A 25488-nucleotide genomic window follows, 5' to 3' on the forward strand; every position below is an offset into this window, starting at 1 on the left:
TTCCTTTGATTAAACGGACCCTTTTACTTAGAATCTTCCTGATTTTGTTGAAGCTGTTGTTGCCCCATCTTGACTAATTCTTGGACCATATTACCACCTATGTGTCCACCTATTTTTCCAGCATCCTTAGCCTTAATATTCCCATTATAGCCTTGCTCAAGTGATACATGTTGTTCTGCTGCCACTTCATACTTTGCTTTTTGCGGATCATTTGTATTAGCTATTTTTGCTTTTAATTGGTCCAATCCTTCTCGAGCTTCTGGAACAAGTATTTTATTCCTTTTTGCCATTCTATTCATATCCTTTCCTTGGAATAGTTTTCACCAGCATGACTCGTTAGTTTATTATTTTCATTTTTCCATCAATCGTATTTTCTATCATTAGAATCCGGATTTTTTACATTTATTCGCTACTTTTCACTATCCTTCATTGTTTTCATTTACTCATTACCATGTTGTAATCCTCTCTTTACTATTATGTTTTGCATTTAACTAGAATTTATGAGTATCATTTGGCTACATCAAGGTTAAAATAAGCTCTATAGAATAGGAAAACAAAGAAAAGCGCAGAGCGCCCGCTTAAAAACGTAGCGGCTGGAGCTAATCAACTGAGATAAAGGAATCACTGGGAGCTTGCGAACCGATGATGACTTATCGTAGGGAGATTCGTGAAGTCGCCTAATTTTTGGGCGCTAGGAGCTAGACATCTCCAAAAATTTTATACTTTCTTGTCCTATAAGAAAAACCGGGAAAGGCCACCCGGTCCTTTTCATTGACCAAAATAATATATCGATGGTATAAAGTAATTATTTTGAGATAGATATTGGGCGTAACAACCGCTACGGCTTGCCCACTTCGCTTTCCGTGGACCGTGTCTTCAGCTAACTTTTGTAAAGAAGATCGCTTTATAAAAGTGGATCTTCAGATCACGCTGATCCCACAGGAGTCGAAGTGGACGCCTACGCTAATTCATGCTCTACAATGAATGTACTCGCTGACATTCCAATTTTATTACTCAGGTTAAGAAAGCTCGAGAAGTTAGCAGTCACAAACGTTGTAGAACAGTTTCATAGCGAAGGCCGTCCACTTCCACTCCTACGGGATGATTTTCGACTAAGATCCACTTTGATAAGCGCTCTTTGCTTACAAAGTTAGCTTAGGCGAAAATCCCGTGGAAAGGGAAGTGGACAGCCGCAGCGATGGTTTCCTGTGCAAGCTATTTCAAAATGGCTACTCTGCTTACAAATGCGTTGATACCGCGGATTATATGCTTTCCTATATTATAAAAAAACCGGCAAACATCGCCGGTCCATTATTAAATACTAATTAGATGTCGATTACTTTGGTAGTAATGACGGAATATTGGAACAGGTTGTGCACCTTCTCATAGCGGAGAATAACGTATTTTTCTGTTTCTTACACAGCAATCTAGCAAATAGTCACGAAACCTTTCTGCTTCTTGTTTAGTTAAGCGTCTCCTCTTATCATTCAAACTGGCTCCAGCACCTTGACTACTATATTCATACAGCCGTGCTTCCATTGGAGAAAATCCCCCCATCTCTTTCCATCCCTGAGCTTTGATATGAGCTTCCATGTTACATTGATAAAACAATACACTAGCCTGTGCATCTGGATCTCCACCAGGATGCCATGGCCTTCCTAGGTATACTGTGTCATCTGCCATATCCGTTGATTCTTTTAAAAGCTTACATGACTCAAATAAGTAACCATACGGAACATCAATGGAGGTGCTTGCAGCGGTAATAAAACCATTGTTTTCCGTTTCACCTCGATCTAATGACACAATATCACACGCTTCAAATACAGCCTGGCCACTACCAAAAATAAAATCAACCGCACCTTCAATTACACAATTAGTAAAGTAATGTGTACCAGTATCTACAAGCAACGTATCTTGGTAACCTCGAAAGCAGCAATGTCCAAACATCACGTTGTCACTTTTATCTGTGGTACGAAAGGCAACCGCTTGGATATGAGAAACTTTCGTTGGATCATCATCTCTCTTTCGATATTCATTGATGTAATCAAAACTATTCTCAAAGGTCATATTAATCGCAGTAAAATTCGGTTCTCTAACGGTGACACTTGCACTGCCAAATGTGCCATATGTTGTACCATCACTTTTCTCTGTACCACTTGCCACATCATACGTCACAACAGTTTTGTCTCTATCCTCACCTATTAATGTAATCGACGGCTTTTCTATTTCTATTTTTTCATCATACACCCCTTTAGAAATAAATATGGTTGCAGAATCTCCTTTAACATTGTCTAAAGCCGTTTGTATAGAAGAATACACCTTTTTTTGCTGATATTTTTCCTCTTCTTTCTCTGAATAATGTTGATCAACGATATAGTCGATTTGCAGACTATAACGCTGTTCTATAGTATTTATTTTATTATTCATTCTTTTTCCACCTATCTTATTTAGTGTTGAAAGTTAATTGATACAAATGATCCTTTTTTGCATCAAACTCAAACAAACCTGTTTCCAGTTGAGAAATTTCTCCTTTATCGATGCTGACCTTAAATGGATGACTCATCCTAAGACGGCAGATCCTTGATTGTGACGCTTTTATATGGACATACATTAATTGATGATTCTGCCATTTGATCTCTAGCGTAAATCCACCTCTGGCTTTTAGCCCTTTCACATAACCAGTTCTCCAATCTTTAGGCAAAGCTGGTAATAGATGAATTTCGTTTTGATGACTTTGGACGATCATCTCAGCAATTGCTGCTGTACCGCCAAAGTTCCCATCAATTTGAAACGGCGGGTGGTTGTCAAATAAATTTGGTAGAGTAGATGATTTTAACAACTCCTTAATATTTTCGTAGGCATCCTCTCCTTTAAATAAACGTGCCCACATATTGATAATCCACGCTCGACTCCAACCGGTATGCCCACCGCCATGCTCTAATCTACGATTTAATGTCACTTCGGCTGCCTTTGCTAGTTTCGGTGTCGTAATTGGCGATATTTGATTACTGGGATGTAAAGCAAATAAGTGAGAAATATGGCGGTGACCTGGTTCGGCTTCCTCATAATCTTCCAACCACTCTTGAATTTGGCCATACTTTCCGATTTGAATTTCAGGAAGCTTTGACCTTAGATACAATAGCTGATCACGAAATTCATTGTCAGTTTCTAAAACCTCACTTGCCGCGATACAATTAGAGAAAAGTGCATGGAGAATTTGACTGTCCATTGCCGGTGCTTCACACATTTTCCCGACCTCTCCACTTGGTAACTTATATGAATTTTCTGGTGATACTGAAGGGGTGGTGATCATGTATCCGTCTTGATTTTCAACTAGGAAATCGACGAAAAATATAGCTGCTTCTTTCATCGCATCATAAGCTTTTGCTAAAAATTCTTTGTCACCGTTATATTCGTAATGCTCCCATAAATGCAGACAAAGCCATGCGGCTCCCATTGGCCAATAACTTGCTGGTGGGTAGATATCTTGCGGTGCGGTATCTCCCCAAATATCGGTATTATGATGAGCGGTAAATCCACGACAGTCATACATCTTCTGAGCTGTTAATCTCCCGGATTCCCGCATTTTTTCAATTTGTTGAAATAACGGCTCATAACATTCTGACAAATTACAAACTTCTGCCGGCCAATAATTCATTTGGGCATTGATATTTATCGTATACTTACTATCCCAAGGAGGAAGCATGTTATCATTCCAGATTCCTTGTAATGTCGCAGGCAATGAGTTTGGTCGACTTGATGAAATCATTAAGTAGCGTCCAAAATGAAAATATGTATTGATCAAATCGATATCTGTTTCCCCTTGTTTCATCCTTTCTAATCGCTCATTTATTGGCAATGATGTTATCCGCTGTTGATCCTCTAATTCCAGCTCCACTCGATGAAACAGGGTTTGATAATCCTTTATATGAGCTGACTTTAAGTCTTGATAGTTTTTCTTCTCAGCTGATGCTATTATATCTAAGCACCGCCTTTCTGGACCAGGGAATCGATAAGTCGTCGCAGCCGATAACAAAATAGTCACTGCACTTGCATTATTCACACAAACACGATTACCAAGCGTTTGAACAGTCCCATCATCAGCACTCACCCTCATAGCGGCTGAAAAAGCAATGCCATCCCTTCCACCTGTTTCTCCACTCATTACTATACTATTAGAGAAAAGAGGTTTGGTAGAATCTAAGTTCCTTGTATTCCCTCTATCTATATTTGCTTGTAATGAAATGGCACTTTTCTCCGAAGCAGTAATTCTCATGATCATTACTTGATCTGGATAACTCGTAAACACTTCCCTTTGAAACTCTATGCCTTCCGATCGGTACTTTGTTTTTACTATTCCATTATTCAAATCTAATTCTCTATAATAATCAGTGGTATCTGCAATATTAAATTGGATGATTAGCTCACCTAATGGTTCATAATGACGTTGGGCTTTTGGAATTCCAGAAAAACAAAGCTTTGCTAATTCTTCTGCTTCCATTAAATTCCCTTGAGAAAGCAATTTTCTTACTTTAGATAGATTAGGAAGCGCATCTGGATTAATTCGATCACGTGGTCCTCCATACCAAACCGTATCTTCGTTTAACTGTACTTTCTCTTTTATCACTTGCCCGAAAACCATGCCACCAAGCCTACCATTACCAATAGGTAACGCCTCATTCCAGTTCTTCGCCGGTTCTTTATACCACAATAATTTATTTTGATCAGTCATATTTAACACCTCATTTGATTTCTATTGAAATATTTTCAAATAGAGTTAGGGTTCTTAAAATTATTGTCTCAAGAACCCTAATGAATCTTGAATGGTCAAAGCTTATCGAAGAGCTTAGCTACTCACTCTGAAGCATTAAATTCTTCAATAATGTCATCACCACCTTGAGATCTCCAATCCTCTACGGCACTCTCAAAATCATCTTTATCTATTTGGTCTAACATATATTGATAGGTTGCATCTGTTATAATCTCCTGTAGCATAGAATTATCCTGTACAAATGTTTCGGAATACAATGGCTCGGTAGGATTATTAATTAAATAATTTTCATTATCCTTTATCAATTCTTCTGATTTTGCTTTTACATCATAGTCAATTAAGGCTTCATGACTACCTCTGGTTTCTGGCTCACCGATTAACAATGCTGCATATGGTTTGACTTCTCGATCAAACACACCCGAATCTACTATCGTTTTTGCTAAATCGTCTACAACTTCATAATGTTCCCCCTCTATTCCCCAATTAGCTAAATTGGATACTTCAGGTGTCATCATCTTATCAAAAAAGGAAAGAATTTTTTTCAACTCATCTTCTGTTTCTACTGAGCTCTTTGGAAAAAGCATTAAGCTTCCATATCCAGGTAAAGACCACACACCATACTCTCCATCCGGTCCTTCTACATAGTTATGCACATCAAATTCCACATTAGGATCATTAGCGACCGCATCATTGTATAGACTTCCTACATCACCCATTGCACCTATATACATACCTGCTGATCCATTTGTTATGAATTCTCTCTGATCAGTTTTACTCGTTACCGGAAAGTCTTGATTGATATATCCGTTTACACGTAGTTCTTTAAAAAAGTCCATTGTTTGCATATATTCATCAAACATAAATTCTGGTAATAACTCCCCGTCTTTTTCTCCCCAGTAGTTTGGTGTACCAAACCAAGAAGAGACCGTTTTAAATGCACCATAAATTAAGTCTCCTCTGTCAGCTAAACCAAACGTGTCATCTTTTCCATTTCCATCTGGTTCCTCCTCTGTAAAGGCTCGAGCCATTTCCATTATTTCATCGGTAGTTGTTGGTTTATCTAACCCAAGGTTATCTGCCCAATCTTTACGATAAATTAATCCTTGTCTAGATAAAGAAATGCCATTGTATAGACCATACACTTTCCCATTAATTTTTGTGTTTTCTATAATATCATCTTTTAATTTCTGTAAGTTTTCATATTCATCAAGGTATGGACCAATTTCCCAAAACTGACCATCTTCAATGGCATCACGATATTGGGTAAGTTCTTGAGAACCAACATTAATGACATCTGGCAATGAATTCGTTGCAAAAGATGAATTCAAACGATCATAATAGTTAGAAGCTGGAATCCATTGAATATCTATTTCCACATTCGTTTTTGCTTCAATCTCCTCTAACACCTTTTCCTTTGGTACTTCTGGGGTGTGAAGCCCCGCAATTATAGAGAATGAAAATGCTTCATCATCTCCGCTGCTGTCAGAAGTGTTATCACTACACGCTGAAATAACTAACAGGAGAGGTATCAAAAATACTCCTCCTAAATATCTCTTCCATCCTTTCAAGTGTATCACCCTCCAAAAATTATTTTATAATATTGCTTTGTACAACTTTCATGTTAAGAATGATTGATATCAATGTATATAATCATTTGTCTATGACTTTAAAATGCGTTTGATAAAGCGTTTTCATAATAGTCTGGAGGGGGAATGATCATGAGTCAGCACTATATTACAAAATGATTATATTTTATATCTGATGATAGTTATATATAGAAGTATTGATTTTATTACAAGTGAGACTATAATCAGGCGGGATCTTACAGACGTTTAACACCGTAATAAAACCCCAAAAATTAGTTTTACTAGCTAAGTATTGGCCGTATTATTTTCCTTCGTTTCTTTTCTATATATAGCTCTATACCTCCCAGGTGTTACACCTTCCATCTTCTTGAAAGAACGGATAAAGTTTTGGGGATTATTATACTTTAGTTCTTCCGCAATATGCTTGACAGGCTTACATGTTGTTATCAGCCACTCTTTTGCTTTTTCCAAACGATAATGTAACAGGTATTCACTAAAGGTATATCCCGTTTCTTTTTGAAAAATGCTACTTAAATATTTTGCATTATAATGTAATTCTGCAGCAATAGCATCGAGATAGATCTCTTTATTGTAATTTTCACGTATCATTCTCATAATTGTATCCGAAACTTTTCTATCTTTACTATCATTTTTATACTTTAACTCTTCAATTAAAGGAAGCGTGATATCATATAGCACCCAATCCCTTATTTCCCTTAAGGAACTTAAATGTTGATAATGTGTAATTTCCCTTGTGGAATCAAAGTGTTCTATCTGAACGCCAAGGAGTTCTTTTAATTCAAACAAATCATACAAAAATCTAGAAAGAATTACATCAAATTGGAAATCGTAAACATCATTTTGATCTATATATCTAAAGAAATCTATAACCAATTTGATGGCCTTTTCTTTATCGGTCATTTTTATAGCATCAAGAATTTGATGATTGATAGCAGCAGGAAATGGCACTATATTAATAGGTTCTCGATTCAAATTATCATAGAATATAATAGAGCCTGGCCCCATTTTTAATCGATATTTTAGTGCTTCATCACTTTCTCTATAGGCTTTTTTCGTTTCATGAAGATACTTGTAGCGCCTACTAATACCTATGCTAATAGTTAATTGAAAGAGCTCGTTCACCTTTTTTTGGATAAACTCCGCTTTTTGATTGATAAACCTTGTATATTCTGCTTCATTTAAATGATCTGTTAAAAGGATGGTTGATTGCGTATCATTCATGACAATAGGCGTAAATCTTTCATGCGGCGAAATAATATCTTCCATCAAATTATTTATAGCAAATAAAATTAACTCTTGGTCCATTTTATTAAATTTTTTATCTCCCATTTCTGTAAAATCAATTTTCAATGAAAATATCGTTAACCATGTCCACTCTTTTTTATATTGCAATGATCGTAATTTTGCAGAGATTTCATCCTCTTTTACCTTTCCTTGTATTAACCTTATCATAAACAATTGCTTTAATTGGGGCACAAAATATTGTACGCGTTGTTCCAATTGATTATTTTTATTTAATAATTGCTCCAAATGCGTTTCAATAAGATCAAATTCGTCGTCTATTTCTTCTAATGATTGTTCTCCTTGATTAGAGTGAACTATTCTTTTCAACTTTTTCACCGGTTTGTATAGATGTTTACTTCCTAAAATAGCAAAAAAGATCGAAATACTGAGTAATATCAACAAAACAAGTATCGTAATAATAGCAATAGAACTAGATTTTTCGTGTATTTCACTTAATTTGACAAAAGATAAATATGTCCAACCATTATAATTAGATTTTTCATAATTTATTTGGTAAGTAACTCCATTTAATTCGTATTCAAATTGTCCATCAGAATCATTATGATTGATCTCATCCAGTAAAGAATTTGGAATACGTTCACTCTCGTTAATTTGCGTATTCGAAGTATTCTGAGCGATAATTTGATTATTTTCATCTAGTATTAAGTATGAATCAGTTTCACTTCGCTGATCAATTATTTTTGTTAACTCACAAGTAGGAATAAGTACTCCTATAATTCCAGAAGGTTTACTTGTTAATATAGGTAATTTCTTTACAAGGTTAATATAATGAGAGCAACTTTTTTGGGGGGCATTTGGAAACTTTATTTCATCTGCTTCCTCTAATATCCAATTTGATTTTCCAGAAATTTGCATGTAACTTGTTCTTATATTTCCGTAGGTACTGTCATTTAAATGGGTTAACCCGTTATTATTGATTAACCATTTTTTGTTAAAATTAATAAACACAACATCTTCAATACTTTTTTCTAATGTTTGGATATGGCTTAAGTCACGCTTTAAATTACGTAAATCATTATAAGATGTTGCATCCATATTAGTTCTTAGAATACTTGATGTTTGGGAGGGACGCACAAAATAACTGGTAGATAAATCAATATACTGTAGGGCCTGTTCAATATTTGTTTTGACCTGGTAAATATTTTGCTTTTTTTCATCATTAGAATAATCGATGATAGCTTTAGATGATTGCCAATAAGAAAGAGTACCAGTAATAATAACTGGTACTGTGCTTAAAATAATGAGAAGAGCAATCAGTTTATAATAATGATTATTGAAGATTTTACTCATAGGCATATATCCCCTTTTTCAAAATACCTTTATACATTGATCCAAGCGGATTAGTGAAGGTATCAACACATTTTGGATACTATTTTTGTCACTATCGATTCTAAACTTCTACTAGCCCATTAACAGGCTAAGACTTTTCAATTACTAATATCTATAGGTCCCATTTGCTTAGTTATAAAGATTATTCTCCAGTTCCAAGCTTCACTTTGGCATTCTTCAGTTAATTTCATCCCTTGATTCATTGAATTCTGCAATAATATCGTTCCCACCTTCATTCTTCCATCGTTCCACTGCATCATTAAAACCGTCTAAATCAATTTGACCTTGCATATATTGGTAGGTTGCATCGTCAATTATTTGTTGCAATCTATCCCCATCTCTAACATAAGTCGCAGAATCTAGAACAATCGTTGGATCATGGATTAAATAATCATTATTCTCACGAATTAATCGATCCGCCTTGACTTTCGGTTCATAATTTGCCACCAATTCGTGACGTCCATTTGTTTCAGGTTCCCCGATTTCTAAAGAAAGGTAAGGATGTACTTCTGAATCGATTTTGTGACGGTTTTCTTCTATAGGAAGAGCGCCACCATCAACCACTTCATAATGCTCTCCTTCTACCCCCCATATAAGAAGGTTAGCCACTTCTGGCGTCATTAACTTATCATAAAATGATAGAATGTTTCTCAAATCCTCTTCGGTTTCAACTGCAGCTTTAGGAAATAATATAACACTTCCGTAACCTGGGATTGCCCATATACCAAATTCACCATGTGGCCCTTCAATATGATTATGGACATCGTACTCTATATCCGGGATAATATCTTTTGCATCATTATACGTACCCATTACATCTCCCATAGAACCTACGTACATACCTGCAGTGCCATTTTTAAATAAGGCTGATTGATCCGTCTTACTTGTTACGGCAAAATCTTGGTTCATGTAACCATTTGAGTGCAGTTCTTTAATAAAATCCATAGTTTGAATATATTCATCAAACATGAATTCTGGTAGCAATTGGCCATCTTTTTCTCCCCAATTGTTAGGAGTTCCAAACCATGAGGATATTGTTTTAAAAGCTCCATAAATTAAGTCATTACGGTCCGTTAAACCAAATGTATCATTTTCTCCACTTCCGTTTGGATCATCCTCTGTAAACGCTCTTGCCATTTCAAAAAACTCATCGGTAGTTGTTGGTGCTTCAAGGCCTAAGTTGTCTGCCCAATCTTTACGATAAATAAGTCCCTGTCGAGATAATGGTCTACCCTGATATAGTGAATATATCTTTCCATCGACTTTTGTATTATTAAGTATATCTGGATTTAATTTGCTCAAGTTCTCATATTCCTCAAGATAAGGTCCAATTTCCCAGAATTGACCTTCTCGAATGGCCTCCTTATATTGATTAAACATATTAAAACCCATCGGCAAAACTTGAGGTAATGAGTTAGTCGCAAAAGCCGCATTTAATCTTTCTTCATAGCTTGAGTCTGGAACCCACTGGATATTTAAGTTTGTGTTGGTTGCATCTTGAATTAGTTCTAATAAATATTCACTAGGAGTTTCAGGAGTGTGAAGATTAAACATTGCTTCAATTGTATAACGCTCCTCTTCTTCCGCTTCATCATTTTGTTTGATATTTTCGTTTCCTGTATTACCGTTGTTATTATTTCCGTCATTGTTTCCTTCACCACTTGTTGAGTCATTTTCAGTACATGCTGCTAATAATACAAACATGAAAAGAGCAAGTAAAACAAATAAAAATTTACTCGATTTCATCAAAAGTATTCCCTCCTGTTTTACTTATTTCTTGAAAAATTCTAATAGTGTAACAATTCCTCCTTTGAGATAACGCTTTCATTTTTGAGGATTTTAACTAGCTAGATTAAAAATCCTTTTCCTTCTTGCAATACCAAACTGATATCAAATGTCGGCACCCTCCAAAACAATCGCTAGCTATTGCTTTATATAACTTTATATTAAGAACAATTACGATCATTGTATATAATCATTAGTCCACAACTTTAAAATATTGTATGACAACGTTTAAAAACTAAATTGATGAACTAATGATCACTAGTTCGGCATTTTGTTACTTAATGATTATTTTCAATTCTCAATGATAATTATCCTAATAGAAGGACATTAGACGGTATTGGAAATAGGAAAATGCTTTTATCAAGCTCCATTCGCAAATGGTATTACTTTACATTTTTCCCTTATATTTAAATTATATTGGCTTTATCACATTCTATATTTTCTTACTTTTAAGCGGCTCGATTACTTGTAAAAAGAAGGGTACCGGTCCACTTATCCGGTACCCTTCTATTGACATTATATTAATTTCACAAGTATTCTCCCTCTAACTTGTCCCTTCAATAAGGTTGGCAGCATGTCTGGAAGTTCTTCTAAGCTAACTTCTTGAGAAACAAACTCCTCTAAATTAGCTAATTTTACATCAGTCGCTAAACGTTCCCATATTTTCAAACGTGTTGCCATCGGACAATAAACAGAATCAATCCCTAGCAAATTAACTCCTCTTAAGATAAATGGAAAAACAGTAGATGGCAGTTTTGTCCCAGCGGTTAACCCACTGACAGCAACCGAACCTCCGTATTCGATTTGACTTAAGACAGAAGCTAGTGGTTCGCCACCGACTGGATCAACGGCAGCTGCCCATTTTTGTTTTGCTAAAGCTCTTATTTTCCCGTCATATACTTCTTCACGAGAAACGATTGTATTCGCACCAAGTTTATGCAAATAATCACGCTCAGATTCCTTTCCGGTACTAGCCTCTACTTGATAACCGAGTAAAGAAAGAATAGCTACCGCAAAACTGCCAACACCACCAGTTGCACCTGTGACAAGCACCTTTCCTTTGTCTGGTGATAGATTATTTTCTTCTAAACGTTGAACAGACAATGCCGCAGTAAAACCAGCTGTCCCAATAATCATGGTTTCTTTCAGAGAAAGACCTGCTGGAAGTGGAACAATCCATTTGGAGGGAATACGTGCATACTTACTGTACCCTCCATAATGGGAAACGCCGATCTCATAGCTAGTCGCGATCACCTCGTCTCCCTCTTTAAACTGTGGATCATCAGATGAAACAACAACACCTGCTAAATCAATTCCAGGTATCATCGGATAATCGCTGACAACATTGCCGTTTGGAATCGTTGCGAGGCTATCTTTATAGTTTATTCCGGAATAATGAACACGGATTAAGACTTCTCCCTCCGGTAAATCCTGAAAGGTTAGCTCCTTCCTATTAACCGAAAATTCTTCATCTTGTTTATTTACAACTAATGCTTGAAATTTTTCTGGCATCATTAGTCCTCCTTGCAAACATATGCAAAATTTATCCAAAGCATATCATTTGTTGTGGTTGACATCAATTATGAGGGACCGTGATAAAGTAATGTATATTTTTTTAGAAGGAATAAACAATATGAACAAAAGGAGGAATTTGCATGAAACATGTAAGTGCTTTGTTGATTAAGTTTATAGCTTCTCTAGTTCTTCTATATCTTATCCTTGGATTAATGTATGGAATGACTTTTGGTGAGGTTTTTCTTTTAACTGCCGTGTTAGGATTAGCTGCTTATGTAATCGGGGACCTATTGATATTACCTAGAACAAATAATACACTAGCGACTGTAGCAGACTTTTTCATAGCATGGTTAATTATATTTATGTTTGTTGATGGTATGGCAGTAACTGATAACATTTTTACAGCTACTACGATTGCAGCATTAGCTGTTGGTGTTTTTGAAATATTCTTCCATCGCTATTTAGCTAATCAAATTTTGCCTGATGATGAGAAAGGGGCAATGGATAGACAGTTACAGTATCAAACTGAGATATCCGATGAGCTAGGAGAACAACCACCAAAAGATGAAAAATTCGATAAGTAATTAGGAAAACCTTAAGCATGTAAACTATAACTGCACAACAATGGTCAGACGATTCTCTACCGATTGGGGTGCAGTTTTAAATTAAAATGGTTTTCGATTGGATGATTTTCCAGAACCGTGGGCGCTTCTAAATCTTATTGAAAAACCACTTTTAACTTAATATCTTGCGGATAATCCCCAAACTCCTTACCAAATATGTTGAAGCCACCTTTATGTAAGGCATTGTCTTTAATACCTACTCGGAAGGTCAAAAAGTTGTTTTCATATAAATTTAAATCATCAACCGTCACATTACTAAAAGGGATATCATCGATCATTGCTTTATCTTCCGTAACCTTCCAAGTCTTTAATGTGCCATATTGAGTGTTTGTACTTTCTGCCCAATATTTCGGATTTAACTTACCTGGTCTATCACCAAAATCCCCTGGACTTGTCCATGTACCTACATCTACACCATTTAGCCAAACACTGATATCTGAAGGCCAGTGATGATCATGGTTTGGTGCCTCGGAACAGACTTCAAATGATACTTGAAGCTCTTTCACTGTTGCACTTGGTGGAATGGCAAGTGGAAATTTATACTCTAAATAACCTTTTCTCGTCCAAATAAGTTGTGCACTTGATCTGGCAGGATTATAAAAATTAACTGGATCATCCTCTTGTATAATCAGCCCATCGTGATTAGCCATACCGCATGTTGGCGAAACGCTAAAGTCCGTATACTGTCCGATCGGCATTTCAATTTCGTAGTTTTCATATTCACCTGCATAATTTTTAGACGTATTTAATTTTATATGTACATCATCAAAATTCCTCGTACAAACCTTCATTGCTCCCCTGCTGGCTGGTCGAAGCTCTGTCAATATTAGTTCTGCTTCTTCTAAAACTTTAATATGAGAGGCTGCAGTAGACATCGGAATCCCAATACTTTCTGCCAATTGATTTATATTCATATTCTGTTTACTTAAAAGACTGATGATTTGTAACCTGACTTCTGAAGATAGCGCACGCGCCACCTTCCTTAATTTTTTTTGATCTTCAAGTGATAACTCGAGCAAAATCAGCTACCTCCTTACTTTCATTCTTATATTATAAATGAAAACCTTATATTATTACAATTTTTTTGGACTAAATCCCGATTACGTACAAAATAACTCTCATCTTTGAGGTAAATAAAAGGTATTTGAAATAAAGCAAGAAGGAAGAAGTTAAGTAGGGATTTTTCCACGTACTTATTATGTGCTCAGTATTCTCAATTGATTTTAATATACCGTGTAATAATAGAATCGTCCGTATTCAAGTTATTAATACTACCTTGAAAGTTACATGGTCAAAATTCTCCAATGAAATACATTTCTTTTTAGCAGTCTGATTTTTCTGGATTAGCCAGAATGATATCTTTGTATAGTATAAAAAATCCCCACTATCCTTTTTGATTTCTAGTGGGAATTTTTCAAGGCTAACCTTTTATACCTGTTAATGTTACCCCTTCAATGATATGTCTTTGGGCAAACATGTATACAATAATAACTGGAATAACCGAAATGGTTGCACCCGCCATCATATATGCCCAGTTTGTTACATATAAACCTTTGAAATTATTAAGCAATAACGGGACCGTGAAATTTTCTGGTGTGGATAAATAGATTAAGGCATCAATAAAATTGTTATACGTACCCATGAAAATGAAAATACCGACCGCTGCCAACGCAGGGCGAATCAATGGTAATATAACACTCCAATAAATTCGAAATGGATTAGCACCATCCATAACTGCTGCTTCCTCTAATTCCTTAGGGATTCCACGAATAAATTGACGTAAGAGAAAGACTGCAAAGGCATTGAATAATGCTCCAGGTACAATTAACGCTAAATGGGTATCAAGCCAGTTAATTTTATCCATGATTAAATATAATGGAATCATAGTAACTTGTTTCGGAATCATCATTGTGGCTAAAAACAAAATAAACAAGACACCAGATCCACGGAAACGTAGCTTCGCAAAAGCATAAGCAGCCATTGATCCAGTAAAAAGCTGTGCCACCACTACAATTGCCGTAATGTAGAAGCTATTCCAATAAGCTCTACCAAACGGCATGGCGGTAAAGGAATCGACATAATTAGACCATACGATAGGATCTGGAATCCATACTGGTGGTACTGCAAAAATTTGGGTCATATCCTTTAATGAACTACTAATAGTCCATAAAAAAGGAAATACCATAAGCAGGGCACCAATGGTTAGAACAATGTGTAGTAAAATCCTTGCAGGTGCAATTTTTTTCTTCGTCTGAGCAACTGTCATGACATTATCATTTAGTGTTTGTGTATTACTCTTCATAGTGAACCCACCTTTTTTGTAGCTTAAATTGAACGAGAGTAAAGATTAAAATGACAACAAACAAAATCATCGCAGCTGCAGAGCTTTCTCCGAACCGAAAGTCTACAAAGGCATTATCATAAATATGATATACCATCGTATAGCTCGCCTTGCCAGGACCACCATTTGTCATAACAAATGCTTGATCAAATACTTGGAAAGAACCGATAATCGCCATAATCGCTACAAAGAAAGTGGTTGGAGACAGCATTGGCAGAGTAATATTGCGAAACTGCTGAAATTTAGATGCTCCATCTATTTCAGCAGCTTCATAATATGTTTTCGATATTCCTTGCAGTCCTGCTAAAAAAATAACCATATTGTAGCCAAGCTGCCACCATATGCTTAACATTGCAATCGATATCATGACGAGATTCGTATTCGTTAACCAGTCAGGTCCAACTATACCGATCATTGCTAGAGCTTGATTTAGAATCCCAAGATCTCCATTTAGAATCCACATCCAAATAACCCCAATAGAAACAGAGCTTGTGACCACTGGCATAAAGTAAAATAAACGGTAGATCTCTTTCCCTTTAATTTTATTGAGTGCAATCGCTAGGAGAAGGGAAATCATCAAACCAATTGGTACAGTCAGTACCGTATATAAAATGGTATTGTAAGTGGCTTTCCAAAAATCCGAACTCGAAAACTGATAGATGAAATTTTCTAGTCCTACAAAGGATCTTTCTCCAAAGCCATCCCATTCCATAAAGCTTAATACTAGCGCAGAAATTAGTGGGATAATCGCAAAAATAATTAACCCTAGTAATTGTGGTGTCAGAAATATTAGTCCCCATAAGGCATTGTTTTTACGCACATTGCTCACCTCTTTATTGAAATATAGAATGGGGAGCAGGGATGTCCACTCCCACTCCCTCATGATTTACTGATTCCTATAATCTTGAATCATTGTCTCAGCTTTTTCGGTTATTTCAGCAATTGCTGCCTCTGGTGTGTTTTCTCCTAAGAACATCAAATCAAATATACTTGTTACTTCTGACTCTAGTCCCGGAATAATAGATTGATGTGTTTCTACTTTTCCTATATCACGAGTATCGATTAAATAACTTGCATGTTCTGGTACTTCTGCACCCTCGATAATATCATCCACACTTGAGATAGATGGTACTGCATTGCCATTTCCTTCGAGACGTGCTCGTTGTCCTTCTTCTGAAGTATAGAAAGAAAGGAATTTTTTTGCTTCCTCTAAATTATCGGAGTCAGTGGTTGCAGATAAATAGGCAGTTCCAATAGTTACTGGTTCCAGTTTATTACCTGTATTGGTTGGCCATGGTATATAGTCAAATTCCAGACTTTCATTTTCCCTAAACATCGGTGTATACCAGCGCCCTGCTCCTACAAAGGCTGTTTGGTTAGACATAAACATCGCGTCAGGTCCCTGGCCTTCTGGTAAAGAACCAGCATATTTGAAGTTACCATTTGTAACATTTTCATTTAAATAAGCAATAGCTTCCTCTGCCTTTTCATTATCTTGCAGCATGATATTTCCTTCCTCATCATACATTTGTCCACCATTGGACCAAACCCAGTTAAACATGTGTAGATATCCACTTTCTGCTACATAACCATATTTTCCTGATTCAGCAACTTGTTTGTTTACTTTAACAAAATTATCCCAATTCCATTCGCCTGCTTCGTACAATTTCTGCGGTTCATTTGGATCCAATCCAGCTTCTTCTAAAACTTTCTTGTTGTAATAAAGAAGCACTGGATTCGAGTCGACTGGTGCACCATAGATTTCTTCCCCTTTTTTGGCTGCTCCCCATAATCCATCCGCAAATTCATCTGGTTTCACATAACTTTCCTCTGAACCTAAGAATTCTGACAATTCAGCCACTCGCCCTGTCTCGATTAACTGTGACATATATTCTCCTCCAACATAGAACAAATCTGGTGATTGGCTACCCTGGAGCTGTGTTAATAATTTTTGTTTATACGTATCACCTGGTCCTGGAATTAATTTGATCGATACATCTGGATTTACCTCTTGATAAGCATCAATTGCTTTTTGATATACTTTAATTTCTGCTGGATTCCCCCAAGCAGTCATGGTTAATTCTCCTTCTTCACTACTACCAGAATTATTTGATGAGGAACTACTAGAATCAGAGCTACAAGCTGACAACAATAAAACAACAAATATTATAACTACAAATGGATTGACAAACTTATTTGCTTTACCTTTCATTTTCTTCCTCCTACCGTCCGTTATTTAGTATTATTTCAGTAAAATATCGCACTCCAGCAATAAAGCGCTTTCTAATATATTTAATACAAACACCCGTTTAATTGCTCACTCTGCATCCTTTTCTGTTGAGGGACTTAAGCAATTATATTTATTTGGTTAATTGCATATAGTCTAAAGCTAATTCACCCGAGTTATGTGCTAATTGAATCATCTGTACTCCTGCTTCTAACTCTATCGGAATAGAAACAGTATCCTGCTTATTACCCGTTGGAGGAAACTCTAGTTCACCAATGCTATGATTGTTTAGTACTAATTCCTGTCTTCCAATCTCATTTGTCTCGTTGCTATAAATCAGATCCAAATTGTAAGTTCCTGCTTCTTCCACATTTATCTGATACGCCAGACTTCCATCGCTAGTAACATTAACTTTCTGTTTATTGGATGCCGTATACGTATTGATAGTCGTTACGTTATTTAACTTTGCATGTTCTGCTTCATATTTAAATTCTGGATGCCTCGGGACTAATTCAATAAAATCAAGCTCTGCAAATAGATTTCCTTTTGTTAGTCTAATGTTATTTTCCGAACTGGTTAGATTGATAGTTTTTTCTGCAAAATACCAGCTGTCCCAGCCATAGTTATGATAGACAACTTCACCAATCGTATCACCATTAACGGAAACTTGATGGGAGGATGGCTCCCCCATGCCATTTGCATATCTGATTTTTAACGTGTAATCTCCGGCCGGAAGATCTACATCAAACTCGACAAAACTATCATCGTAATCCATATAACCTACCTTTGCTCCATTGGAAGAAGAGGTATTCTCTACAATACTGGCACGATGAACGGTAGCATCTTCTGCTTCAAATTTATATCCTACTTGAACTTTAGGGCTTAATGTACCTGCCTGTTCACCCGACGGCACTTCTAACAATGTTCCGGTTGCAACAGGTTTGCCAAAGTTAGGTGTCCCATCTTCATTCCAGGTGAACTTCTGCATTCTGATATTCCGATCCCAACCTGCTCCTTGAAATTTGGCTGCATGATAAATGATCCAATCCTCGGTTCCATCTGGTGATTTAAAGAAACCGTTATGTCCAGGACCATAAACATCCACTTCCGGATCTTTTTCAAATACTGGATCTGGACTCTTTTCCCATGCGTTCGGATCAAGTGGATCTGATCCAGTAAAGGTCAACATTCCTAATTTATAATCGTCGGTCCAGCTTCCACTAGCAGAATAAATCAAGAAGAGTTCTCCATCATTATTTCTTAAAAATTGTGGACCTTCATTGATAAGTGGTTCCCCGATTTTTTCCCAATCATATTCTGGCCTTGATAATTCTACTCTTTCACCGCTTATCGTCCAAGGATTGTCCATTGGCGCAATATAGATATCCTGACGCACATTAACGTCACCTTCCCAACCTGACCATGCAAAATAGTATTCGTCATCCATTTCCAAAATCGTTCCATCAATGGCCCATTTGTCAGCAGGGGTCGTTATCTTCCCATAGGTAGTTCCTTCCGGATAAGAATAGTCACTAAATGGATCAGACGTTTCTGACTGAAGCACATGCATGCGTTGCTTTTCCATATCACCATCAGATGCGGCAAAGTAGATGTACCATTGGCCATCAATAAAATGAATTTCAGGAGCCCAAATGTGCGCGCTATTAGGAGCACCCTGTTCCGGTGTCCAAACAACTTTACTTTCTGCATCCTGTAAGCCTGTAATAGTCTTAGATTTCCAAATCGTTACGTTATTCCCAGTTGTATTTGTATAGTAATAATAGCCATCTGTATGTCTAACGATCCATGGGTCTGCCCCATCACCTACCACAGGATTTTCAAATAGTTGTGCAGGTTCTTCTTCATAATAAAAGGTGATATGACCAATGTCTGGTTGTTGCCCCCCTTTATTTTTCGGAGCGTTTAATTCATTATCCATAGTATCCTCCTGATTATAACTATATAAATTACCTGCGTTACCACCCTTTACAAATACATACTTGATGCCAATATCAGACTGCCAATCAAAAGTTTTACTGTCATGAAAGTTGATCGCAAGGCTTCCATCATGATATAGCCCACTTTCATATGAGTCTTCTTTTAACTCTAACTTGAATTGCTTTAATTCCTTTAATTCATCAGGTAACTGTTCATTTCCGGGTCTATCATTCCCCTCTATTCGAATAGGATCTGAAGAAGCTTGAACACTAGAATCTTTACTTAAACCATGAAAAGATAGTACTAACACAACAAGAAACAGCAAGACTACGCTTTTTTTCAATACAGCCACTCCTTTTCGTTGAATGAAGAATTTAGATATTTACCATATTGTAATGTAAAGAATCCATTACCTCCTTTTATTGAGGAAACAGGGATTGTTCGATTGCTCAGAACAATCCCTTTGAAGTCTTAATTATTTATTTGTTTGATTTTTTCCAGTGATATTTTTGGTGTTCGGTCTTCTTTTAATAAACCATTAATTTCTTGTTGAACATCCGTAATTTGCGTATAACAATAACCAGATATATACGGAATGTCTTTGATGGCATTCGTGATATTTCGGTAGCGATTCAAAAATTGTTCCTCTGTTTCAACCTGATTACCGTATCCCCATCCGCTTCCTTCATTAAATGCAATACCACCATATTCGGAGATAATGATGGGCTGCCCTTTATACGTATAACCATTCGCAAAAGGATACTTATCATTATTGTGAGCTATGTCATTCTGAACGATCGCTTCTTTATTTCGATATCGATCTAAAAATCTTTCACCAAACTCCTCATAATCATGTAAGGTAATAATGTCTGAAATCGTATGTTCCCATCCATCATTAACGATAACCGGTCGTTCCGTATCCATTGATTTCGTTAAATAGTAAATAGACTCTGTAAAAGCTTGTTCTTTTTTATTGGTTGAGATGTGAGGTACACCCCAAGATTCATTAAACGGAACCCACGTAATGATCGATGGATGGTTATAATATTGCTGGACAATTTCTAACCACTCTTTTGTAAAATTCTCCACCGCTTGCTCTGAATACTCATATGTCGCAGCCATTTCAGACCAAACTAATAATCCTTTGCGGTCACACCAATAGAAGAAGCGCTCGTCTTCAAGTTTTTGGTGTTTACGAACACCATTAAATCCCATTTCTAATGTTTTTTCGATATCTTCGATCATCGCTTCATCAGACGGTGGAGTAAGCATTGTGTCCTGCCAATATCCTTGATCTAATAAAAGCTTTTGATAAATAGGACGGTTATTCAACAAAACCTGACCATTTTTTATTGATACTTTTCGCATACCAAAGTATGAATGCACTTCATCTAACAATCTGTCTCCTTCATATAAGCAAAATGTCACATCGTACAAATTAGGATGCTCAGGTGTCCAGTGCATGACCTTCCATTCATGTATTTCAGCTAATAGATCTACTTCAAAGTGCATCGTTGAACGGCTTGGTGTGAAAGAAAAGTGTTTTACTGTTTCACCTTTAAACTGAATCGTTGTTTCTACTCTCAGTTGCTCATCGATGTTACCTGTTAGTGAATAATCGAAAACTACTGAATTCGCATCAATGTTCGGTGTCATTTTTACATGTTCAATACTTTTGTTTTCGAGAAATTCTAACCAAACCGTTTGCCAGATTCCAGTTGTCTGTACATACCAACAACCGAAATTATCCCCTTTCCACCTTTGTTTCCCTCTTGGTTGATAACAGCTATTGCTATCCTCCACTTTCACAACAACTTCATTTTTGTCGTTTGTTGTAACGGCGTTAGAAATATCAAAGGAAAAGTGAGCATTTCCACCTTTATGGCTACCAATATATGCACCATTCACCCACACTTTTGTTAGATAGTCTGATGCCTGAAAGTGTAACAGCACTTTTTTACCAATTTGATCAGTTGGTATCTCAAAGGATCTTTGATACCATACGTATGGATGAAATTGTTCATCCCCTATACCACTTGCTTTTGTTTCATACGTAAATGGAACTTGGATATCCATTATTTCTGTCAAGTTCTGGTGCCACTTGTCACTTTCTCCGATATTTTGATCATCAAATGCGAACTTCCAAGTTCCGTTAAGGTTCATCCAACTATCACGTTGAAATTGTGGTCGAGGGTATTCTGTTCTTTGATAAGTCATTGTTTTTTCTGTCATGTCCATTCTCCTTTGTTATCCTTTTATTCCTGTAAAGCTAATTCCTTTTACAATTTGTTTTTCAAAAATTAAGAATGCGATGATTACTGGTATCGATGCAATAGCATTAGCTGTCATTGGTTGAACATACGCTTGTGAATAGGTAGCATTAAATACTGGTAAACCAACAGGTAACGTGTACAGCGTCTCTGACATGATCGATAAATAGGGCCATAAGAAGTTATTCCACGAACCGATAAAGGTAAAGATCCCTATCGCTGATAATGCTGGTTTCGCTAATGGTAATACGATCTTGTAAAATAATTTAAAATAAGAACAACCATCGATAATCGCACTCTCAACGACTTCTTTTGGAACATTGTCAAAAAAGCTTTTCAATATAATAACACCTAGTGGTGATGCTATCATCGGTAAGATTAAACCCGCATACGTATCAATTAACCCTAAGCTCTTTGCCACCTCATAAAGCGGGATAATCGTTGCTTCGCCAGGAATCATTAACCCTAGCAAAAAGAAAATAAAGATAAAGTTTTTGAAGCGAAATTTCATTTGGGAAATCGCAAATGCAGCTAGTGACGTTATCAACAACGTTAAAGCAGTCGTAATCACCGCTACAATCAAACTATTAAACAACCAACGAAATATTAAACTACCGAACATAATATCCACATAGTTATAAAATGTATACGGTGGTAAGAACCATTCGAGTGGTTCTGTTGTCGAAAAACCGTTTGGCTTAATAGAAACAAACAACATCCAAATAATAGGGGAAATAAAGATTAATGCTACGATAAACCCCAATGTCACCTTTAATCCTAATTTAGGATCACGATTTCGTTGTAATACTTTACTTTTTCTGATTGGAACCGCTGTCTCATTCCCGAATTGTGAATCACTCATTTAGTTCTCCCCCGATCTTTGACTCTTTAATTGAATAATAGAAAGAATTAATAAAATAAAGAATAGTGCATAGGACATCGTTGCAGCATAACCTAGATTATTTTGATTAAACCCAACTTCATAAATATATTGAATTAGCGGTCTTGTTGCCCCGCCAGGTCCACCACCAGTAATTAATAGAATTTGTGCAAACACTTTATAGGACGCCAGTATTTGTAACAGCAATATGACGCGACCGATCGGAATAAGCTGTGGTAATGTGATATACCTAAACATATCCCAGCGCGAAGCACCATCTATTTCACTTGCTTCATATAAAGATTCCGGAATATCCTGTAATGCAGCTAGGAACAAAATCATATTAAAACCAACTGTCCACCATAAGGTAACAACGACAATAGTCACCCATGCTAACCCTTGATCTGCCATCCACTTTGGTTCCGCCTCAATGCCAAACATTTGAATCACATTGTTTACCAATCCGTTATATGGCTGCAGCATAAAAATCATTAGAAAAGAAATAACAGACACCGATAAAATACTAGGTATAAAAAAAGAACCTCGGAAAAATGTTTTCAATTTCGTATTTAGGTTAGATAATAGTGCTAAACCTAAAGCCAATAAAACCATCGTCGGCGTCGTCAATATTACAAAGAGGGTAGTGTTCCATAACGTTCGCCAAAAATGGCGATCTGTAAACATTTTTATATAATTTTCTAATCCTACAAACTCTAATTTACGAACTAACGTCCAATCATATAGACTCATTTCTAAACCTTTAAAAATTGGAAATATCGTAAAGATCATGTAAGCAATAAAGAACGGTAATAAGAATGGAATCGCCTTTACATCATGGACCCATTGTTTCTTTATCATCATTTGACCTCCTCTAATAGGATGGAAAAAGAATAGCGTCTGGTCCTAGTCATTCGATTTTAAATTTATAGGACCAGGCTGCTAAGTTATCTGTAATTTTGATCATTTATTCTGCTATTAGATCCGTTACTTCTTGTTCAATCATGGTAAATACTTCTTCTGCAGTAGCATCGCCTGCCCAGTACGTGTCTAAATTACGAACAACAATATCCTGAATTCCACGTGCATGAACAGTACGGTCCACATATTTTACATAATCAGCAACTTCAGCGTACTCGCTGCGATATGGCATTTCTTGAAATTCATCTGACTCTAAAACAGTATCTTTAGCTGGTATATGTCCAGCTTTAGCCCAATCAGCACCATTGTCAGTAGCAAATTTCATAAATTCAACGGCACCTTTCTGTGCTTCTTCATCTGCATCATCATAATAAGGTAATACGAATGTATGAGAGCTTGCCCATGCAGCCTCTTGGCCAAACATATTCGGGAAAGGCATTGGTGTAAAGTTAAGGTCATCCGTTGTCTCCCAAATCCCCGTAGCCCAAACACCAGTAGACATCACAGCTGCATTGCCAGATTGAAAATCACTGTAAAAGTCAGCTAAATTTAGAGGAGTAACTTCATGTGTATGATATAAGTCGTAGAGGTACTCTGCTGCTGCAATTGCCTTCTCGTGATCCAATGCATACGTCGGATTTTCCAAATCACCGGAAACTAAGTTTTCTCCTCCCATCTGGTTATATAACGCCCACCAGATTCGGTATGGATCTTCACCATCACTGGAGAAAGCAAAGGCCATTTTATCTTCAGGTAATGCTTCTTTAAGCGAGGTTAAGAAGTCAACAAATCCTTCAGGTGTTTCTTCGAACATTGGAGTGCCATCATCATTTAGAAGACCCGCTTCCTCAACAAGATCGTTGTTAATATACATAATTTCTGGATGAGTATCGATTGGCACTGCATAGTTATTGCCATCATAGATGGTGACATCTAACACATTCTGATTAAACTCATCCCAGTCAAGTCCTACATCCGCAGCATAATCATCAATATTGGTTACAAGTCCTTGGCTAACTAATTCAGGCAAAACATGACTGTGCGCAATACCTAAGTCAGGGCCTTGTCCCGATCCAACACTTGTCAGTAATTTTGTGTAATATTCATCATAATCCTGGTGAACATTATTAACAAAATACGTTTCTTGACTTTCATTAAACTCCGTTACGATATCTTCCATGTATTCCGCATCCCCACCACTAAACAAATTCCACATAACCACTTCAGTAGCACCTTCCGGAATTTCTACATCATTTCCAGCTGAATCAGAGTTATCAGAACACGCGGCCAATATCAAAGCAACAAAAACGACACCAATAAATGCACTAAACCCCTTCTTCATATTGACTCCTCCTTTATTTAGTTACAAATAAAATGTTTAATTACAATTTTTCTGTAACTTTAAATATAGAATACGCTTACATTTTATAAAAGTCAATACTATTTCTGTTCAATTGATTAACTTTTTTATATTTTTCTTTTAGTCATACAGATAATAAAACTGATTTATCCAAATTAATTAGTTATGCTAATTGCAAAAAAACGACTAACTTCGCCATTTATCCAAGGTTATACAGTCTGATACACTTAGGATCTTAAGGTTTGTTTGACAGTAAATGATATTATGTATTAATACATATTTTTTGTATTAATTACATTTTTCGACTTTAATCTGCAGTTTTTCTAGAGAAATCATCCAAAAATAAAACTGTCTAGGAAAGTAGGTACCGACCCCCGAAAGTTAGAGTGAAAAATATAACTTTCGGGGGTGTTTTTATGGCTAAATATAGTGAAGAATTTAAAATTAAACTCGTCACAGAGTATTTATATGGAAAGCTAGGATATAGATCATTGGCAAAAAAATATAATATGGCTAGCGAAACATCAATCATTGAATGGGTAAAAGTATATAAGTCCCAAGGAATGGATGGGTTAAAAAGAAGGCAGACGAAGGAGATGTATCCTGTTCAATTTAAATT

The 25488-nt window shown here is 36.4% G+C and carries 18 protein-coding genes; 2 read left to right on the plus strand and 16 right to left on the minus strand.

The genetic code is table 11. The features are described 5' to 3' along the window. Positions 1-23 precede the first annotated feature (23 nt). From D569_RS0113710 to D569_RS0113740, 7 genes are all read right to left on the minus strand, one after another. Positions 24-290: an alpha/beta-type small acid-soluble spore protein gene (locus D569_RS0113710; RefSeq protein ID WP_018933005.1), complete on the minus strand. Its 267-nt coding sequence runs from the start codon at positions 288-290 to the stop codon at positions 24-26. A gap of 1093 nt (positions 291-1383) precedes the next feature. Continuing rightward, entirely contained in the window at positions 1384-2427 is a 1044-nt protein-coding gene (locus D569_RS0113715; protein WP_018933006.1) for a pectinesterase family protein, read from the minus strand. 16 nt (positions 2428-2443) lie between these two features. Then, a complete protein-coding gene (locus D569_RS0113720) occupies positions 2444-4732 on the minus strand; it encodes a glycosyl hydrolase family 95 catalytic domain-containing protein (protein ID WP_018933007.1) in 2289 nt (762 codons plus the stop codon). Between the two features lie 122 nt (positions 4733-4854). Next, a complete protein-coding gene (locus tag D569_RS0113725) occupies positions 4855-6339 on the minus strand; it encodes an extracellular solute-binding protein (protein ID WP_033404956.1) in 1485 nt (494 codons plus the stop codon). Positions 6340-6642: 303 nt separating this feature from the next. Next, a complete protein-coding gene (locus D569_RS0113730) occupies positions 6643-8973 on the minus strand; it encodes a helix-turn-helix domain-containing protein (protein ID WP_018933009.1) in 2331 nt (776 codons plus the stop codon). Positions 8974-9189: 216 nt separating this feature from the next. Beyond that, the gene (locus D569_RS0113735; protein WP_018933010.1) at positions 9190-10758 is read right to left on the minus strand and encodes an extracellular solute-binding protein; all 1569 of its coding nucleotides are present in this window, start codon (positions 10756-10758) and stop codon (positions 9190-9192) included. Between the two features lie 555 nt (positions 10759-11313). Beyond that, positions 11314-12309, minus strand: a complete 996-nt coding sequence (locus D569_RS0113740; RefSeq protein WP_018933011.1) for an NADPH:quinone oxidoreductase family protein — start codon at positions 12307-12309, stop codon at positions 11314-11316. 143 nt (positions 12310-12452) lie between these two features. On the opposite strand from D569_RS0113740, the gene D569_RS0113745 reads away from it, so the two are divergent. Further along, complete coding sequence (locus D569_RS0113745) at positions 12453-12896, plus strand: YndM family protein (protein ID WP_018933012.1); 444 nt, start codon at positions 12453-12455, stop codon at positions 12894-12896. 134 nt (positions 12897-13030) lie between these two features. Here the strand turns inward: D569_RS0113745 and D569_RS0113750 are convergent, their stop codons facing one another. The 9 genes from D569_RS0113750 to D569_RS0113790 form a co-directional block, all read right to left on the minus strand. Next, positions 13031-13954: an ArsR/SmtB family transcription factor gene (locus tag D569_RS0113750; RefSeq protein WP_018933013.1), complete on the minus strand. Its 924-nt coding sequence runs from the start codon at positions 13952-13954 to the stop codon at positions 13031-13033. A gap of 401 nt (positions 13955-14355) precedes the next feature. Then, a complete protein-coding gene (locus tag D569_RS0113755) occupies positions 14356-15201 on the minus strand; it encodes a carbohydrate ABC transporter permease (RefSeq protein ID WP_033404980.1) in 846 nt (281 codons plus the stop codon). Positions 15202-15226: 25 nt separating this feature from the next. Then, complete coding sequence (locus tag D569_RS0113760; protein ID WP_018933015.1) at positions 15227-16096, minus strand: carbohydrate ABC transporter permease; 870 nt, start codon at positions 16094-16096, stop codon at positions 15227-15229. A 66-nt stretch (positions 16097-16162) separates the two neighbouring features. Next, a complete protein-coding gene (locus D569_RS0113765) occupies positions 16163-17488 on the minus strand; it encodes an ABC transporter substrate-binding protein (protein ID WP_018933016.1) in 1326 nt (441 codons plus the stop codon). A 148-nt stretch (positions 17489-17636) separates the two neighbouring features. Further along, positions 17637-19784, minus strand: coding sequence for a family 43 glycosylhydrolase (locus tag D569_RS24020; RefSeq protein ID WP_018933017.1), 2148 nt, complete (start codon positions 19782-19784; stop codon positions 17637-17639). A gap of 128 nt (positions 19785-19912) precedes the next feature. Continuing rightward, positions 19913-21673 (minus strand): glycoside hydrolase family 2 protein, encoded by a 1761-nt coding sequence (locus tag D569_RS0113775; RefSeq protein ID WP_018933018.1) that lies wholly within the window; start codon positions 21671-21673, stop codon positions 19913-19915. Between the two features lie 15 nt (positions 21674-21688). Further along, entirely contained in the window at positions 21689-22573 is an 885-nt protein-coding gene (locus D569_RS0113780) for a carbohydrate ABC transporter permease (RefSeq protein WP_018933019.1), read from the minus strand. Further along, a complete protein-coding gene (locus D569_RS0113785) occupies positions 22574-23449 on the minus strand; it encodes a carbohydrate ABC transporter permease (RefSeq protein WP_018933020.1) in 876 nt (291 codons plus the stop codon). Positions 23450-23555: 106 nt separating this feature from the next. Further along, positions 23556-24851, minus strand: coding sequence for an extracellular solute-binding protein (locus tag D569_RS0113790; RefSeq protein ID WP_018933021.1), 1296 nt, complete (start codon positions 24849-24851; stop codon positions 23556-23558). 434 nt (positions 24852-25285) lie between these two features. Here D569_RS0113790 and D569_RS0113795 point away from each other — a divergent pair. Next, positions 25286-25488, plus strand: a 203-nt coding sequence (locus tag D569_RS0113795) for a transposase (RefSeq protein ID WP_018932604.1), incomplete at its 3' end; no start/stop codon positions are given.

This window comes from Gracilibacillus lacisalsi DSM 19029, assembly GCF_000377765.1.
Lineage (GTDB): Bacteria > Bacillota > Bacilli > Bacillales > Amphibacillaceae > Gracilibacillus > Gracilibacillus lacisalsi.

What these genes read in the sequence shown, in the direction of transcription:
- D569_RS0113730 (WP_018933009.1), bottom strand. Translation starts at nt 8,973, where the DNA reads ATGAGTAAAATCTTCAATAATCATTATTATAAACTGATTGCTCTTCTC.
- D569_RS0113745 (WP_018933012.1), top strand. Translation starts at nt 12,453, where the DNA reads ATGAAACATGTAAGTGCTTTGTTGATTAAGTTTATAGCTTCTCTAGTT.
- D569_RS0113720 (WP_018933007.1), bottom strand. Translation starts at nt 4,732, where the DNA reads ATGACTGATCAAAATAAATTATTGTGGTATAAAGAACCGGCGAAGAAC.
- D569_RS0113790 (WP_018933021.1), bottom strand. Translation starts at nt 24,851, where the DNA reads ATGAAGAAGGGGTTTAGTGCATTTATTGGTGTCGTTTTTGTTGCTTTG.
- D569_RS0113785 (WP_018933020.1), bottom strand. Translation starts at nt 23,449, where the DNA reads ATGATAAAGAAACAATGGGTCCATGATGTAAAGGCGATTCCATTCTTA.
- D569_RS0113780 (WP_018933019.1), bottom strand. Translation starts at nt 22,573, where the DNA reads ATGAGTGATTCACAATTCGGGAATGAGACAGCGGTTCCAATCAGAAAA.
- D569_RS0113740 (WP_018933011.1), bottom strand. Translation starts at nt 12,309, where the DNA reads ATGCCAGAAAAATTTCAAGCATTAGTTGTAAATAAACAAGATGAAGAA.
- D569_RS0113735 (WP_018933010.1), bottom strand. Translation starts at nt 10,758, where the DNA reads ATGAAATCGAGTAAATTTTTATTTGTTTTACTTGCTCTTTTCATGTTT.
- D569_RS0113755 (WP_033404980.1), bottom strand. Translation starts at nt 15,201, where the DNA reads ATGACAGTTGCTCAGACGAAGAAAAAAATTGCACCTGCAAGGATTTTA.
- D569_RS0113765 (WP_018933016.1), bottom strand. Translation starts at nt 17,488, where the DNA reads ATGAAAGGTAAAGCAAATAAGTTTGTCAATCCATTTGTAGTTATAATA.
- D569_RS0113775 (WP_018933018.1), bottom strand. Translation starts at nt 21,673, where the DNA reads ATGACAGAAAAAACAATGACTTATCAAAGAACAGAATACCCTCGACCA.
- D569_RS0113710 (WP_018933005.1), bottom strand. Translation starts at nt 290, where the DNA reads ATGGCAAAAAGGAATAAAATACTTGTTCCAGAAGCTCGAGAAGGATTG.
- D569_RS0113715 (WP_018933006.1), bottom strand. Translation starts at nt 2,427, where the DNA reads ATGAATAATAAAATAAATACTATAGAACAGCGTTATAGTCTGCAAATC.